We start from the raw sequence: 15,265 nt of genomic DNA on the forward strand, positions 1-15,265 counted from the left end.
CTTCTTGATAAATCGTTAGGCGCGAATCAGTATCATTCGATTCGAATTGTAACGGCTGGAGTGGAGGACGCTTGGCCCAACCGAGCCTGATGAGCGATCCGGGTTACTGGCTGTCCGGCGCTCGATTGTATTGGTCTCTGGTACGCCGGCGTATCCAGAAGGGGCCGGTGTTTGCGTGGCGGTTCGTGGGGCCGGTGCCCGAACGCCTCGTGATGGTTCCCCCGGACCTGCGTCCGAGCGATCCGTTGCAGGCGCGCGACATCTATGAAGGCCGGTTCTCCTTTTCCGGGCGGGTCGTCGAGACCGGCAGCGAATCCCCCTTCTGCGTCCAGCCGCCTTCCAGGGCCTGGGAAGAGCAGCTTCACGGCTTTCGCTGGCTGCGCCATCTCAAGGGCGCGGAAAGCGATCTCGCATCGGCCAATGCGCGGGCGCTCGTGAATGACTGGATACAGAGCCACGGACGCAGGTTCTCCGGCCCGGCCTGGACAATGCGGGTAACGGCCGCGCGGGTAATCGCCTGGATGCAGTATTCGCGCCTGCTGCTCGTCGACAGCGATCATGCCTTCTACCGCAGTTTCATGGCCTCGCTCGCGCGCCAGGTGCGTTACCTGCGAGGCGTCGCGAAGGCCTTGGGCGACGATCACGATGCGCTGTCCGTGCGCATCGCGTTGTGCTTCGCCTCGCTGGTGCTGCCGTCGTCACAGCGTTTCGAGAAGAACGCGGCGCGCAACCTGGAATACCAGCTGCGCCGGCAGATACTGCCCGATGGCGGCCATGTCAGCCGCTGCCCGGAAGTCCTGCCCGGCCTGCTCGCGGACCTGCTGCCGCTGGCACAATGCTATGTCTCGGCATCAAGGCCCGTGCCGCAGGAAATCGTGCGCGCGGTGGATCGCATGTTTCCGGCGCTGCGCTTCTTTCGCCATTCCGACGGTCACATCGCCATGTTCCAGGGGGCGGGTAGCAACAGCACCGACCTTGTGGCCGCGGTGCTGCGGCACGACCAGCACGGCGCAAGGCCGCTCGCCCACATGCCCCATTCCGGCTACCAGCGGCTGGCAACGGGACAGTCGGTGGTTATCGCCGATACCGGCAAGCCCCCGACTGGCGCCTTCGCCTTCGCCGGTCACGCCAGTTGCCTGGCCTTCGAATTCTCGCACGGACGGCAGAGGCTGATCGTCAATTCCGGGATCGACCGGCTGGATCGCGAAAACTATCGCGAGATGGCGCGCATGACCGCGGCGCATTCCACCCTGACGGTCGACGACACCTCGTCGGCGCGCTTCGCCCGCTTCGGCGGCGGATGGCCGGAAAACCGACGGCGCATTGTCTCGGGGCCGTCGACCGTGCGCGTGGAACGCCACGACGACGAGGCGGAGCCCGGATTTGCCGCGCAGCATGACGGATACATGCGGCCGTTCGGGCTGTGGCACGAGCGCGGGATTTCCCTTCACGACGGCGGCGAGCGGCTCGAGGGCTATGACCGCCTGATGGGTGGCGCCCATCGCAAGGCAGGTGGCGAGCAACACCAGTTCGATATCCGGTTTCACCTGCATCCGGCGGTTCACGCCGAAAAGGTCGGCTCGCGTTCGGTCAGGTTGACGACCGACCAGGGCGAAACATGGGAATTCACGGCCGATGGCGGCGATGTGACGCTGGACGAAACGGTGCATTTCGCCGGTGTCGCCGGGCCCGTGCGTTCGCAGCAGGTCGTCGTTACCGGCCTGTGGCCGCAGGTCGAGACGGTCGGCTGGACGATAAGACTGCGTCAAAACGTCTAGGTTTCGCCCGGATTCCCCCGTTTTCGCTGCAAATCCGCGCTTGCCGATAGGCAAGAGGGCGTCGGCATGCTAGCAGCGGCCGAACCTCCCCATATCAAGTGACTGCGAGATCGGCTCATGGCTGTCGTTTCGAAAAAAATTCCCGCCCCGGACCGCGTCGGAATCCGTCGCGCGCTGCTTTCGGTGTCCGACAAGACCGGACTCGTGGAACTGGCCCGCGAACTTGTCCGGCGCGATGTCGAACTCGTGTCGACGGGCGGTACGAAAAAGGCGATATCCGAGGCCGGCCTTCCGGTCATCGACGTGGCGGACGTGACCGGCTTTCCCGAGATCATGGATGGTCGCGTGAAGACGCTGCATCCGTCCGTGCATGGCGGCCTGCTCGCCGTGCGCGACGATCCGGACCATGTGGCGGCAATGGAGGCGAACGGGATCGCGCCATTCGATCTCGTCGTCATCAATCTCTACCCCTTCGAGCAGGTGGTCGCTGCCGGCTCGGATTATCCGACCACGATCGAGAACATCGACATCGGGGGGCCGGCCATGGTGCGGGCATCGGCCAAGAACCACGCCTACGTGACGATCGTCACCGATCCGGCCGACTATGACGAGGTGATCGCGATGCTGGCCGAGAACGACGGGTGTTCCACGCTGGACAGGCGAAAGGCCTTTGCCGCGCGTGCCTTCCAGCGCACCGCCAGCTACGACGCGATGATTTCCGCCTACATGGCCGAGCAGCTGTCGCTGCCGCCGGTGGCGCGTCACCATGCGACCGGCGGTACCCTGTCGCTGGAGATGCGGTATGGCGAGAACCCGCACCAGGGCGCGGGGCTGTACCTGACCGGAGAAAAGCGTCCGGGCGTCGCGACCGCGCAGCTCTTGCAGGGCAAGGCGCTGTCCTACAACAATATCAACGACACGGACGCGGCATACGAGCTGGTCAGCGAGTTCGATCCGGCCACCCCGTCCGTCGCGATCATCAAGCATGCCAATCCCTGCGGCGTGGCGACCGGCGCCACGCTTGCCGAGGCCTACCGCAAGGCGCTGGCCTGCGACCAGACTTCCGCCTTCGGCGGCATCGTGGCGCTGAACGGGACGCTCGATGCGGAAGCCGCCGTGGAGATCGTGAAGATATTCACCGAGGTCATCATCGCCCCCGCGGTGACGGACGAGGCGGCGGCCATCGTCGCGGCGAAGAAGAACCTGCGCCTGCTGACGGCCGGCGCGCTGGCCGATCCGCGCGCAAAGGGCCTGCTGGTCAGGTCGGTCGCGGGCGGATTCCTGAAGCAGGAGCGCGACAATGTGGTGGTCGACGATCTCGACCTGAAATGCGTGACGAAGCGCCAGCCGACGGAAACTGAACTGGCCGACATGAAATTCGCATTTCGCGTCGCCAAGCACGTGAAGTCGAACGCAATCGTCTATGCACGCGACGGTGCGACGGTCGGCATCGGCGCCGGCCAGATGAGCCGCGTCGACTCGGCCCGCATCGCCGCGCGCAAGGCCGAGGATGCCGCGCAGGCGCTGGGGCTGGCCGAGCCGCTGACACGTGGTTGCGTGGTCGCATCCGATGCCTTCTTCCCCTTCGCCGACGGGCTGCTGAGCGCGGTCGAGGCGGGCGCCAGGGCAGTGATTCAGCCGGGCGGATCGATGCGCGACGAAGAGGTGATCGCGGCGGCCGACGAACACGGCATTGCCATGGTGTTCACCGGCGTTCGCCACTTCCGCCACTGACGATCAGGTGCGTGAGCGCACCGGTATCAGGAGCACCATGCCGATGACGAACAGCACCAGGATCGGCGTTATGCCGATCCTCTGGCTGTCGAACAGCGTCGTCATGATGCCGATGGACCACGGGGCGAGAAAGGCCGTGGCGCGGCCCGAAAGCGCATAGAGGCCGAAGGCCTCGCCCATCCGCTCGGGCGTGCTCTGGTCGACCAGCAGCGGGCGCGACGAGGCCTGCAGACCGCCGCCCGCCGCGCCGATCAGCGCGCCGGCGCAGTAGAAGGCGATGTCGGGCGCGCGCGACGCGGCCGCGATTTCCATGAACAGGACCTGCGTGTCGCTGGTGGAAATGATCAGCGCACTCGCCGCGATCAGGACCGCTATGTTCGCGACGACCACGCTCTTGGTCCCGATTCGGTTGTCCGCCCAGCCGGAGAGGAGCGCGCCGGCAATGCCCGTGATGCTCGCCAGGATGCCGAAGATGCCGAGCTGGATGGTCGTCCAGCCGAGAACGCCGACGGCGTAGATGCCGCCGAAGGTGTAAAGGCCGTTCAGTGCATCGCGATAGACCATGCTCGACAGCAGGAATGCGAAGAGGCTCTTCTCACTCGAGATGTTGCGGATCGTCTGCCACAACTCGGCGAGGCCGCGCCTGACCGCGCCTGAAACCCGCTCGCGACGCGGGGCGTCGGGCGTGAAGAGGAACATCGGGATGACGAAGATGACGTACCAGATCGCCGTCAGGGGCCCCGATGCGCGGTCTCCTTCCATCTGCGCGGGATCGAGGCCGAGGATCGGCGTCAGTCCCGGCAGCGTCTTTCCCGACACCGGATCGGCGACCAGCAGCGCCAGCGTGGCGATGAGGCATATCAGCCCGCCGGCATAGCCGAGCGCCCAGGCGTTGCCGGACAGGCCGCCGAGCTTCGTGCGATCCACGAGGCCCGGCATCATCGCGTTGTTGAACACCGCGGCAAACTCGAAGCCGATAAGGGCCACCGCGAATGCGGCAAGGCCGAACCAGATCATGCCCGGCCCGGCGGCGGGGGGCACGAACCAGAGCGAGAGGACGGCTGCGACGGCGACGACCGAGAAGCCGAAGATCCACGGCTTGCGAGGGCCCGTGGCATCCGAGATCGCGCCGAGCACGGGCGAAAGGAGGGCGATTGCAAGGCCGCCAAAGCCGGCCGCGAGCCCCCACAGCGCCTGTCCCTCCGTCGGGCTGGGCGCGACATGGGCGGCGAAATAGGGCGCGAAGACGAAGGTGATGACCAGGGTGTGAAAGGGCTGTGCCGCCCAGTCGAAGAACATCCAGCCGACGATGCCCCTGCGCGGGGCGGGAGACCCGCCCCCCTCCGCCATGTCGCCGGTCTCGAGCGCGTTTGTCATCCGGGCCTCCCGTCCCTAGGAAACAAGATCGGCAAGCAGGCCGGCCGCCACTGTCAGGCGGGAAACCGTCAGTCCGCCCGACTTGGTCAGGTCGGCGATGCGATCCTGCACGCGGCCGATGCGAAGCTTGTTCTGCTCCAGCCAGTCGGCCACCGCGTCGCGCGCAGGCCGGTTCTTCTTCGCCGATGCGAGCGCTGCATTGGTGATGGAGAGACGCGCCGAGTAGATGTTGTCGAGCGCCCTGTTCTGCGCCAGTCCGTCGAAGTAGTCGTCGGTGGAAAGATCGTAGGCCAGGCGCTCGAGACGGCCGATCCGGAACATCTCGGTCACCGCGAACAGCGCTTCCGCGGCCTCGAGGACGGGGCGCCCGGACGATTTTGACACGCTGAGAATTTCCGGCGTCATCGCCACTATGGGCAGCAACGCGATCCTGTTCGCCACCTTCTCCGCCAGTCCGTCCTCCCGGAACGCGTCGCGCCGCCCCTTCACCCAGGCGCCGAGATAGTCCGGCATGACGGAGGGCAGCTTCGGCTCCAGCTCCCCGGCGGCGTCGCGCAGCGCCGCGACGGCTTCGCCAAGCGGCGAGTGGCTGTCGCCGTACTTGATGAAATGGGACGTCGCCTGGCGGAGCGAGTTGCCCAGGTCCTCGTAGATGTCGAGCTGCCTCCTGCCCGCGACCTTGTTGTCGAGCGCGTCGACGGCGGCATAGAGGTCCGGAATCCCGTATCCGTCGCGGACGGCGACATGGGCGCGAACGATACCGCTCGGCAGCATGCCGGTGGCATCTTCAAAGCGGCTTATCAGTGCAATTCCGCCTCGATTGATCGCCTCGTTCGCAAGTTGTGTTGCAATGATTTCGCGGCGCAGCCGGTGAGACCTGATCCGGTCCGCGAAATCCTTGACCATGCGTGGCGGAAAATAGGCCATGAGGTCCGACTCGAGGTGCGGGTCGTCCGGAAGTTCGCTTTTGACAATGTCGTTGAACAGCACATTCTTGGAATAAGCCAGTAGCACGCCGATCTCGGCGCGGGTCAGTCCCTTGCCGGTCTTGCGGCGCTCCGCGATGGCCTCGGCGTCGGGCAGGAACTCGACCGCCCGGTCGAGGGAGCCACGCTGTTCCAGATATTCCATCAGGCGCTGTTGCAACGACAGGATCGACAGGCCTCGCCGCTCGGCCAGCGAAATCGCCAGGGACTGGCGATAATTGTTCTCGAGAACCAACGCGGCCACGGTTTCCGTCATGTCGGCCAGCAGCTTGTTGCGCTTCGGGCGCGGCAGGGAGCCGTCGTCCATGGCCGGCTTCAGCGCGATCTTGATATTGACCTCGACGTCGGAGGAATTGACGCCCGCGGAATTGTCGATCGCGTCGGAATTGCATCGCCCGCCATGCAGTCCGTACTCGATGCGGGCGCGCTGTGTCATGCCGAGATTGGCTCCTTCGCCGACAACCCTGGCACCGACCTCCCTTGCCGTGATGCGGATGGCGTCGTTGGCCTTGTCGCCGACCTCGATATCCGTCTCGTCGGACGCGCGGACATAGGTACCAATCCCGCCGAACCACAACAATTCAACCTTGGCTCTGAGAATGGCCGACATGATCTCGTTGGGCGTCGCCTTGGTCTTGTCGAGGCCAATGGCATCCGCGGCTTGCTTCGATAGCGTGATGGTCTTCTGCGTGCGCGAGTAAATGCCGCCACCCTTCGACAGCTTTTTCGTATCATAGTCCTGCCAGCTGGAGCGGCCGAGATCGAACAGGCGCTTGCGTTCCGCAAAGCTCGTCGCCGGATCCGGGTCCGGATCTATGAAGATGTCGCGGTGGTCGAAGGCCGCAACCAGTCGGATCTTCTCCGACAGCAACATGCCGTTGCCGAAGACATCGCCCGACATGTCGCCAACGCCGACGACCGTGAAGGGCTCGGACTGGATATCCTTGTCCATCTCGCGGAAGTGACGCTTTACGGCTTCCCAGGCGCCGCGTGCCGTTATGCCCATCTTCTTGTGGTCGTAGCCGGCAGAACCGCCGGAGGCGAAGGCGTCGTCGAGCCAGAATCCCATTTCCTGCGAGATGGCGTTGGCCGTGTCGGAGAAGGTCGCCGTCCCCTTGTCGGCGGCAACCACGAAATATGGATCGTCGCCGTCGAGCCGCACCGTTGCAGGGGGGGGAACGACCTTGTCACCATCGAGGTTGTCGGTGATCGACAGCAGGGAGGATATGAAGGTGACATAGGCTGCGCGTCCGGCGGCGAATATCTCGTCGCGGCTGCCGCCGGCCGGTAGGCGTTTCGGGTAGAAACCGCCCTTGGCTCCGACCGGCACGATAACGGCATTCTTGACCTGCTGCGCCTTGACCAAGCCGAGCACCTCGGTACGATAATCCTGCGCTCGGTCGGACCAACGAAGGCCGCCGCGGGCGACCGGTCCGAAGCGCAGGTGCACGCCTTCCACTTCCGGCCCGAACACGAAGATCTCGCGGTATGGTTTGGGATCGGGCAGGTCGGGAATCGCGCGCGGATCAAGCTTGAAGGCAAGGGAAGTTCGCGGGCCGCCGGCCGGATCGGGATTGAAGTAATTCGTGCGCAGGGTGGCGTTGATCACCGTCAGCATCGATCGCAGGATGCGGTCGTCGTCGATGGAAGGCACCTCGGCCAGCTGATCGGATATGGCTGCGCGGATATGCTTCGCAGTGACCTCCGGATCCTCCTTCTTCAGGTCCGTGCGCCGAGCGGGGTCGAACAGGGTCTCGAACAATTCGTAAAGCTGGCGGGCAAGCAACGGATGGCGGATCAGTGCGTCGGCCATGTAAGCCTGGCTGTAGGGAATGCCTGCCTGGCGCAGGTAGCGCCCATAGGCTCGCAGCACCGTGACCTGCCGGCAAGTCAGCCCTGCCGCAAGCACGAGTCCGTTGTAGGGATCGTTGTCGCTCGCACCGTTCCAGACCGACATGAATGCGTCTTCGAAAATGAAAGCGTCCCCGTCCATCGGCACCGGCCTGCCGGACTGGCTCTGGAGCTGCATCTCGTGCAGCCAGACGATATTGCCAAGCTTGTCAGACACGTCGATGGCGTAGGTGAGTTCGCTGATGACCCGGAATCCCATATTTTCCAGGATCGGCACCCGTTCCGACAGGGCGACCGGCGAACCGTAGTGATAAATGCGCAGGCCGGCCTCGTTGTGTGACTTTCCAGCCGGGCGGAAGAAATCGACATCGATGCGATTATCCGCAGAAAGCCTGGCGATGCGCTGCAGATCCTGCACTGCCTGGGCGGGTAGCACCGTGTCACGGTAGTTTTCCGGAAAACCGGTATTGCGCAGGGCCCGCGCCGCGGGGCTGATGCCATCGGCCATCAGTTCCTCGAGGAAGTGGTCCTCCCAGGTCCGCGTTATCGCTTCGATATCGGCTTCCAGCCTGGACTGCCTTGGCTGCGGCGTCTTGCCTTCGCGACGGCCAATTATGAAATGCACGCGCGCCAGCGAGCCTTCCGGGAAGGCCGGATAGTAGGCCGAGATGTGGCCCTTGTACTGGTCGGCCAGATATTTGCCGATGCGCTCGCGGACTTCCGAATCGTAGCGATCGCGCGGCACAAAGACGATTACCGAGACGAACCTGTCGAACGGGTCGATGCGGCTCAGCACGCGCACACGTGGTCGCTCGGCAAGCTGCACGATGGCGAGCGCATTCTTCGTAAGCAGCGGCACGTCGATCTGGAACAACTCGTCGCGCGGATAGGATTCCAGCACGTTCATCAGCGCCTTGCCGGAATGGCTGTCCGGATCGAATTCGGACCTGCGGATGACCGCCTCGGCCTTCGAACGCAGATAGGGTATGCGCGTTACCGATCGAGTGTAGGCGGTCGAGGTGAACAGGCCGACAATGCGCAGCTCGCCACTCAGGTTGCCCTTCTCATCGTATTTCTTGATGCCGATGTAATCCATGTAGGATCGGCGGTGGACCTTTGACTTGATGTTCGCCTTGGCAACGATCAGGATGTCCTTGGAATTCAGGAAGGCTCGGATCTGCGGAGTCGTCGTCACCGGCTCGTCGCCCCGTCGCATCACGCGTATATTCGGATCGGACAGGATGCCGAGCCCCGGTCTGTCGGCGCGCACGAGCTGGCCGCGCTGCTCTCCGCCTGTGTAGTTATACTCACGGATGCCAAGAAACGTGAAGTTGTCGTCGCGCAGCCATTCCAGGAAGGCGAGCGCCTCGTTGACGTCAGCCGGGGTTACCGGCAGAACCCTGGTCTGCAGCTCGTTCATCACCTCGTCGAGGCGACCGAGCATGGTACGCCAGTCGCGCACCGCAGCCTTTACCTGTCCGATGATCCCGTTGAGGCTCTCCTCCAGTCTGCGCGCAGTCTCGTCGGTGAGGTCTTCGAGCATGACATGGATGACACTGGTGCGGATCGTGCCTTCGTCAGCGACGCCCGCATCCGGCTTGTCCACGAGCTCGAAATCCGGTCCGTGGTGACGCACGTTGAGAATCGGATGCACGACCAGTCGGACGTGGTGCGACAGGTCGTTGATTTCGCCCATGACCGAGTCGAACAGGAACGGCATGTTCTCGTTGATGACGGACACGACGCAACAATTCGGCGCGCAGGCCGGCGCGACGCGTACCACAGATGCGCCGCGGGCATGGTTGCCCAGGGCATCCGCGGTTCTTTCTATGGCACGTGCCGTGCAGGAAGGGTCGAGTTCCGCTAGGTCGTCTTCGTGCGACTCGGAGAGCAGCGCGCGCACCAGCTCCTTCATGCGGTCATCGGGATCCTCCAGATGCGAAATGACGGAGGAAATGTATTTCCTGATCGGCGCGCCTACCTTTTTTGCCAATGTCCTCTCCCGCCTGATGCCTGCCTCTTTCGCGGCTTCATAGCGTTACCATAACAAAGGCGATTCGCGTTGCAGCACATTTCTTCTCCGGAGGCAGGTTTCGCACTGTCGACGATGTTGCAGCGCGGTGTGGGGCACGGTAGTGTCCGTACGACTCCGAAACGATATGCGGCAGCTGGCGCATGGCCGAGAAACATCCCGACGATACGGCACGCGAAGCGGAAGCGCGTCGGACGCTTGAGCGCGTCGCCACCGATTCCGAGGTTGTCGGCCATTCGACGCTTGCCCGCACGGCCGAGCGCGCACGGGCCCACATGGCTGCCGATGACGCCGATGCCGACGATCGCATCGAGGTCTGGGGTCGGCGCACGGGGCGCGCACTCTCGGCAATCGCCTTCGTCATGCTCGCGGCATGGCTGATCACCTATCTGGCACGATGACCCGACGTCCAACGATCAATCGACCCGCCGCGGTCGTGATATCGAGCCATGTCGCCCGCGGCACGGTCGGAAACCGGGCAGCGGTCTTTGCACTTGAGGCACTCGGCTTCCCCGTCTGGGCGGTGCCGACAGTAACGCTGCCCTGGCATCCCGGACACGGGCCGGCCCCGCGCATCGTGCCCGGTGCGGCGGAGTTTTCCGATTTCATGGCCGCTCTCGCAACATCGCCGCATCTCGCAGAGATTGGCGCGGTGCTGACCGGATATCTGGGCGCCGCGGAACAGGCGGAACCGATTGCCGAATTCGTCTCCGCCGTCCGAAGGGCCAATCCGGACGCGATCCATGTCTGCGATCCCGTCATCGGCGACAGTGGCGGGCTCTACGTTCCGGAGCCGGTGGCGAAAGCAATCCGCGACAGGCTTTTCGCTTCTGCCGATATCGTTACGCCAAACCTGTTCGAGTTCGGCTGGCTGACAGGTACGGGGGCGGAAAGCAACGAGGCGATCGGCAAGGCGGCCGCCGGGCTTGGCGCGCGGCATGTCGTCGTCACCAGTGCGCATCCGCTGCTTGCGGGCGGAACCGGCAACCTGCTCATTGGGGATGGCCGGGCAACGCTGGCCGAACATCGTCGGATCGACAATCCGCCGAACGGTACCGGCGATCTGACCGCGGCGCTGTTCATGGCGCATTTGCTGAACGGCGGCACGCCGCAGGAGGCATTGCACATGGCAACCGCGTCGGTCTTCGAACTCGTGGCCCGTGCCTGCAAGCGCGGGGCGGACGAACTGATGCCGGAGGTGGACCAGGCCAGCCTTCGGCGGCCGACGGCGATGGTACAGATGCGCCAGCTTTCGCGGGCCGTGCCGCCGCGCCCGGCCTGATGGCCGCCGCACCTTGCACGCGAGGGATTACAGCGTTACTGCGACATCCATGACGAGATTTCCGCAAAAGCTGCTCGACGGCTATCAGGGCTTCCTGCACTCGACCTATCGCAAACGGTCCGAACGCTATCGCGAGCTGGCGGCCAGCGGCCAGCGTCCGGAAGCGATGGTCATCGCGTGCTGCGATTCGCGCGCCGCACCGGAGATTGTCTTCGATTCGGGACCGGGCGAGATTTTCGTATTGCGCAACGTCGCCAATCTCGTGCCGCCCTACAATGCGGAGGGGCGCTACCGGTCCTCGGTGGCGTCAATCGAGTTCGCTGTTGTCAGTCTCGGCGTAAGGCACGTCGTGGTGATGGGCCACGGGCGCTGCGGCGGCGTTGCGGCCGCACTGGATGATCGGCGCCAGTCGCTCGACGATGGCGATGCCATCGGCCACTGGATCAGCCTCCTCGACCCGGCGATCGAACGGGTGGCCGGCGGCGAGGGGTACGACCCGGTGCGCCATGTCCATGTCGATCATCCGGAAGACGCGCATGTCTGTTCCGGCCACGATCCGCGCCAGACGGCAGTGGAATGCATGTCGGTGCGAAACTCGCTCGCGAACTTGCGCACGTTTCCGTATATCAGCGAACGCGAAGCAGACGGGCGGCTGACGCTTCATGGCGCCTGGTTCGATATTTCAGAAGGCATGCTCTGGATCTATGACGAAGAGGCCGAAGGGTTCGTGCCGGCCATCGAGACACACGGCATGTCCGTGCAGAAGTGACTGCCGGGCTATCCGAAATGAAACGTGATCGGCAGCATGCCAGGAAAGGGACGTTCCGGTGCTTCACATACCTTTGATGATCGTTCCGTTCATCCTCTACAATATCATGATCGCGGGCATGGCCGGCGATCCGTTCGCGGCGCAGCTCTTGGCCGTGACGATGATTTCCGGCGGCGTGTGGACCATGAACCTCGGCGACGGGCTGGTCGCCCTCGGCCTTGTTTTCATGTTCTTCGAGATATTGAGGTCCACGCGGACCTCCAATGCCTCCGTGATCGATCACGTCCTGTCGACCTTCGTGTTCGTTGCCTTTCTGGTCGAGTTTCTCGTCGTGGCCGCGGCGGCGACACCGGTCTTCTTCCTGCTGATGGTGATGGCGCTGATTGACCTGATGGCTGGTTTCTCGGTGTCCATCCGGTCCGCCGGTCGGGACGTGTCCTTCAACTGACGCGGCCTTGCTACAGCCGTCCCGTGGACGCCGCCAATGCCAGTTGCATCGCGGCAACAATTCCGTAGCCAAGCGCCCATGAAGGGCCGGCAAGCCGCCAGAGCACTGCGGTGGCAAGCGCGAACACGCTTGTCTTGAAGGCGACAAGGGAAAGCCCGGACAACCGAACTGCAGAATTCGGCGCGGCAAGATAGCCCCACAACCCTGCCAAGACGGCAACCGCAACAATCGGTGCGATCCAGCGCACGACCGGCTGATCCATTGTCCGGTATGCGCCCGTCGCGACTATGGCGATCGCCGCGCATTCCAATGCAAGTGCGAGTATGCCGTTTATTGCCGCCAACGTCATGGCAATGCGTATCTAGCCTGCGTCGGCCTCGAAACCCGCCGCCTCTATCCCGTGAAGCGCGCAGGCCTCGTCATTGTCCGAGGTGTCTCCGGTCACGCCGACTGCGCCGATGATCCTGCCGTCCTGCTTCACCAGAACGCCGCCCGGTACCGCCACGATCCTGCCGCCGGAAACCGCCGACAGGTTTTCCAGGAAATGGGGCCGGCTCTGCGCCTGGGCGTTCAGCCAGCGACCGCCGACGCCGAGAGCGAGACAGCCATATGCCTTCCCTGCCGCGATCTCGTAGCGCATGAAGGAAGAACCGTCGGATCGCTGGAAGGCAACAAGGTGTCCACCGGAGTCGAGCACGGCAACCGAAAGCGGCTTCAGTTCCAGTTCGATGCCCTTGGCGAGGGTTGCCTCTATGATCTCGTTTGCCTTGGCGAGTGTGAGAGTCGACATTTTTGGTCCCGCATGCGTCTTTGTTGCCATTGGTGAAGTCAGCTCCTAGCACGAACCGCTTTCACGGAATGTGGAAACACTTTTTCCGCGAGTGGCGCAAATTCCGGGCGCTGCTCCCGTCGACGTGCCGGCCGGCAGTCTTCACCGGCTATTTTTCCAGGGAATCGAGTTTGCGCTGCATGGCGGCGATCTGTTCGCGCATTGCCTTGAGCTCGTCGGATGGAGCCGCCTTCTTCTCGGATTCGGCCGTGCCGGTTTTCGCGCCTTCCTCCTGGGCGGCATTGAAGGGTGAGAACATCTGCATCGCGTTCTGGAACATTTCCATGTTGCGGCGCGTCTGCTCCTCGATCAGCTTCTGGCCCGACGCCATGATGTCGAGCGGGGACTTGCCGACCATCGATGTCATCTGCTCGCGAATGCGTTCCTGTTCGCGCGTGAACAATGTCATGGAATGCTCGAGGTAACTCGGCAGGACCATCTGCATCTGATCGCCATAGAAGGAAATCAGCTGGCGGAGAACGGAGATCGGCAGCATCGCCTGGCCGGTCTTGCCCTCCTGCTCGAAGATTATCTGGGTAAGCACGGCATGGGTCAGGTCCTCGCCGCTCTTGGCATCCTGCACCACGAATTCCTCGCCGTCCTTCACCATCGTGGCGAGATCCTCCAGCGTCACGTAAGTACTCGTGCCGGTATTGTAGAGGCGCCGGTTGGCGTATTTCTTGATGACGGTGGGTTCGTCGCTTGCTGCCATTTCGTCTCTCCCGTCAGTACACGCCGTTTCCCGGCATTCGCTTTATGGGGAAATACTAGTGACAAAGTAGTCTCTTATCAAAGCGTTTTGTTGCGCTGCAGTCAGCCGCGTCCCTCCTCGGGGATCGCGTCTTGTGCAGTGCAGCGGTTTGGGGCATGCATTGCGCGTTGTTCGTCAGACGCTACAATCCAAGTAATGCGGCGGCCAAACTGCCGCGATCCAACCAGGAGGCTTTCATGACATCTGTCGTTATCGCTAGCGCCGCACGCACGCCGGTCGGCTCGTTCAACGGCGCATTCGCGAATGTGCCGGCCCACGAGCTGGGTGCCGCCGCCATCAGGGCCGCGCTGGAGCGTGCGGGCGTCGATCCGAAGGAGGTCGACGAGGTGGTCATGGGCCAGGTCCTGGCCGCAGGGCAGGGGCAAAATCCCGCCCGGCAGGCGGCGATGGCCGCCGGTTGCCCGCAGGAAACCACGGCTTGGAACCTCAACCAGTTGTGCGGATCCGGGCTCAGAACCGTCGCCATCGGCATGCAGCAGATACTCACCGGTGATGCCTCCATCATCGTCGCCGGTGGCCAGGAATCTATGTCCATGGCACCGCATTGCGCGCATCTGCGCGGCGGGGTGAAAATGGGCGACCTGAAGATGGTAGACACCATGCTGAAGGACGGCCTGATGGATGCCTTCCACGGCTACCACATGGGCAATACGGCGGAGAATGTTGCGCGCAAGTGGCAGCTGTCGCGCGACGAGCAGGATCGGTTTGCGGTGGCGTCCCAGAACAAGGCTGAGGCCGCTCAGAAGGCCGGCAAGTTCAAGGACGAGATCGTTCCGTTCACGGTCAAGGGGCGCAAGGGTGATACCGTCGTGGAGGATGACGAGTACATCAAGCATGGCGTGACGATGGAGGGCGTGTCCAAACTACGCCCCGTATTCGACAAGGAAGGCACCGTGACGGCGGCCAATGCGTCCGGCATCAATGACGGCGCGGCGGCGGCCGTCCTCATGACCGAGGAAGAGGCGGCCCGCCGCGGAATCGTCCCGTTGGCCCGGATCGTGTCCTGGGCGACGGCAGGCGTCGATCCCGCAATCATGGGAACCGGGCCGATCCCGGCATCACGCAAGGCTCTGGAGAAGGCCGGCTGGTCGGTTGACGACCTCGATCTGGTCGAGGCGAACGAGGCCTTCGCCGCGCAGGCCTGCGCGGTAAACAAGGACCTCGGCTGGAACCCGGAGATCGTGAACGTCAACGGCGGTGCCATCGCCATCGGCCATCCGATTGGCGCGTCCGGCGGCCGCATTCTCAATACGCTTCTTTTCGAGATGAAGCGTCGCGGTGCCAGCAAGGGGCTCGCCACACTTTGCATCGGCGGTGGTATGGGAGTCGCCATGTGTGTTGAACGCATGTAGAATTGCCAATGTATAGAAATTGTTCTTGGTCGGGAGCCTCTGTTCCCGGCTGAGA

12 protein-coding genes are annotated in these 15,265 nt (G+C 63.7%); 7 read left to right on the forward strand and 5 right to left on the reverse strand.

Translation table 11 applies throughout. The annotated features are described in order from the left end of the window. The first annotated feature begins 71 nt into the window (after positions 1–71). Both HTY61_RS17400 and purH read left to right on the forward strand, forming a co-directional pair. Entirely contained in the window at positions 72–1,778 is a 1,707-nt protein-coding gene (locus tag HTY61_RS17400; protein WP_175277987.1) for a heparinase II/III family protein, read from the forward strand. Positions 1,779–1,895: 117 nt separating this feature from the next. Beyond that, positions 1,896–3,512 (forward strand): bifunctional phosphoribosylaminoimidazolecarboxamide formyltransferase/IMP cyclohydrolase, encoded by a 1,617-nt coding sequence (purH, locus tag HTY61_RS17405; protein ID WP_175277988.1) that lies wholly within the window; start codon positions 1,896–1,898, stop codon positions 3,510–3,512. 3 nt (positions 3,513–3,515) lie between these two features. Here the strand turns inward: purH and HTY61_RS17410 are convergent, their stop codons facing one another. After that, positions 3,516–4,889 (reverse strand): MFS transporter, encoded by a 1,374-nt coding sequence (locus HTY61_RS17410; protein ID WP_175277989.1) that lies wholly within the window; start codon positions 4,887–4,889, stop codon positions 3,516–3,518. Between the two features lie 15 nt (positions 4,890–4,904). Then, complete coding sequence (locus HTY61_RS17415) at positions 4,905–9,719, reverse strand: NAD-glutamate dehydrogenase (protein ID WP_246272848.1); 4,815 nt, start codon at positions 9,717–9,719, stop codon at positions 4,905–4,907. A gap of 182 nt (positions 9,720–9,901) precedes the next feature. Between HTY61_RS17415 and HTY61_RS17420 the strand changes: the two genes are divergently transcribed. From HTY61_RS17420 to HTY61_RS17435, 4 genes are all read left to right on the forward strand, one after another. After that, a complete protein-coding gene (locus HTY61_RS17420) occupies positions 9,902–10,159 on the forward strand; it encodes a hypothetical protein (RefSeq protein WP_175277990.1) in 258 nt (85 codons plus the stop codon). Next, the gene (pdxY, locus tag HTY61_RS17425) at positions 10,156–11,040 is read left to right on the forward strand and encodes a pyridoxal kinase PdxY (RefSeq protein WP_175277991.1); all 885 of its coding nucleotides are present in this window, start codon (positions 10,156–10,158) and stop codon (positions 11,038–11,040) included. Before HTY61_RS17420 ends, pdxY begins: the two co-directional genes overlap by 4 nt. Positions 11,041–11,089: 49 nt before the next feature. Next, the gene (locus tag HTY61_RS17430) at positions 11,090–11,809 is read left to right on the forward strand and encodes a carbonic anhydrase (protein WP_175277992.1); all 720 of its coding nucleotides are present in this window, start codon (positions 11,090–11,092) and stop codon (positions 11,807–11,809) included. A gap of 76 nt (positions 11,810–11,885) precedes the next feature. Further along, positions 11,886–12,257 (forward strand): hypothetical protein, encoded by a 372-nt coding sequence (locus tag HTY61_RS17435; RefSeq protein ID WP_175278624.1) that lies wholly within the window; start codon positions 11,886–11,888, stop codon positions 12,255–12,257. Between the two features lie 10 nt (positions 12,258–12,267). Here the strand turns inward: HTY61_RS17435 and HTY61_RS17440 are convergent, their stop codons facing one another. The 3 genes from HTY61_RS17440 to phaR all read right to left on the reverse strand — a co-directional run bounded on the left by HTY61_RS17440 (position 12,268) and on the right by phaR (position 13,798). Beyond that, positions 12,268–12,606 (reverse strand): YrdB family protein, encoded by a 339-nt coding sequence (locus tag HTY61_RS17440; RefSeq protein WP_175277993.1) that lies wholly within the window; start codon positions 12,604–12,606, stop codon positions 12,268–12,270. A gap of 12 nt (positions 12,607–12,618) precedes the next feature. After that, entirely contained in the window at positions 12,619–13,047 is a 429-nt protein-coding gene (locus HTY61_RS17445) for a GlcG/HbpS family heme-binding protein (protein ID WP_175277994.1), read from the reverse strand. Positions 13,048–13,195: 148 nt separating this feature from the next. Continuing rightward, entirely contained in the window at positions 13,196–13,798 is a 603-nt protein-coding gene (gene phaR / locus HTY61_RS17450) for a polyhydroxyalkanoate synthesis repressor PhaR (protein ID WP_175277995.1), read from the reverse strand. Positions 13,799–14,034: 236 nt separating this feature from the next. Here phaR and HTY61_RS17455 point away from each other — a divergent pair, with 236 nt between their 5' ends. Next, positions 14,035–15,210, forward strand: coding sequence for an acetyl-CoA C-acetyltransferase (locus tag HTY61_RS17455; RefSeq protein ID WP_175277996.1), 1,176 nt, complete (start codon positions 14,035–14,037; stop codon positions 15,208–15,210). Positions 15,211–15,265 lie beyond the last annotated feature (55 nt).

Source organism: Oricola thermophila (assembly GCF_013358405.1).
GTDB classification, from domain to species: domain Bacteria; phylum Pseudomonadota; class Alphaproteobacteria; order Rhizobiales; family Rhizobiaceae; genus Oricola; species Oricola thermophila.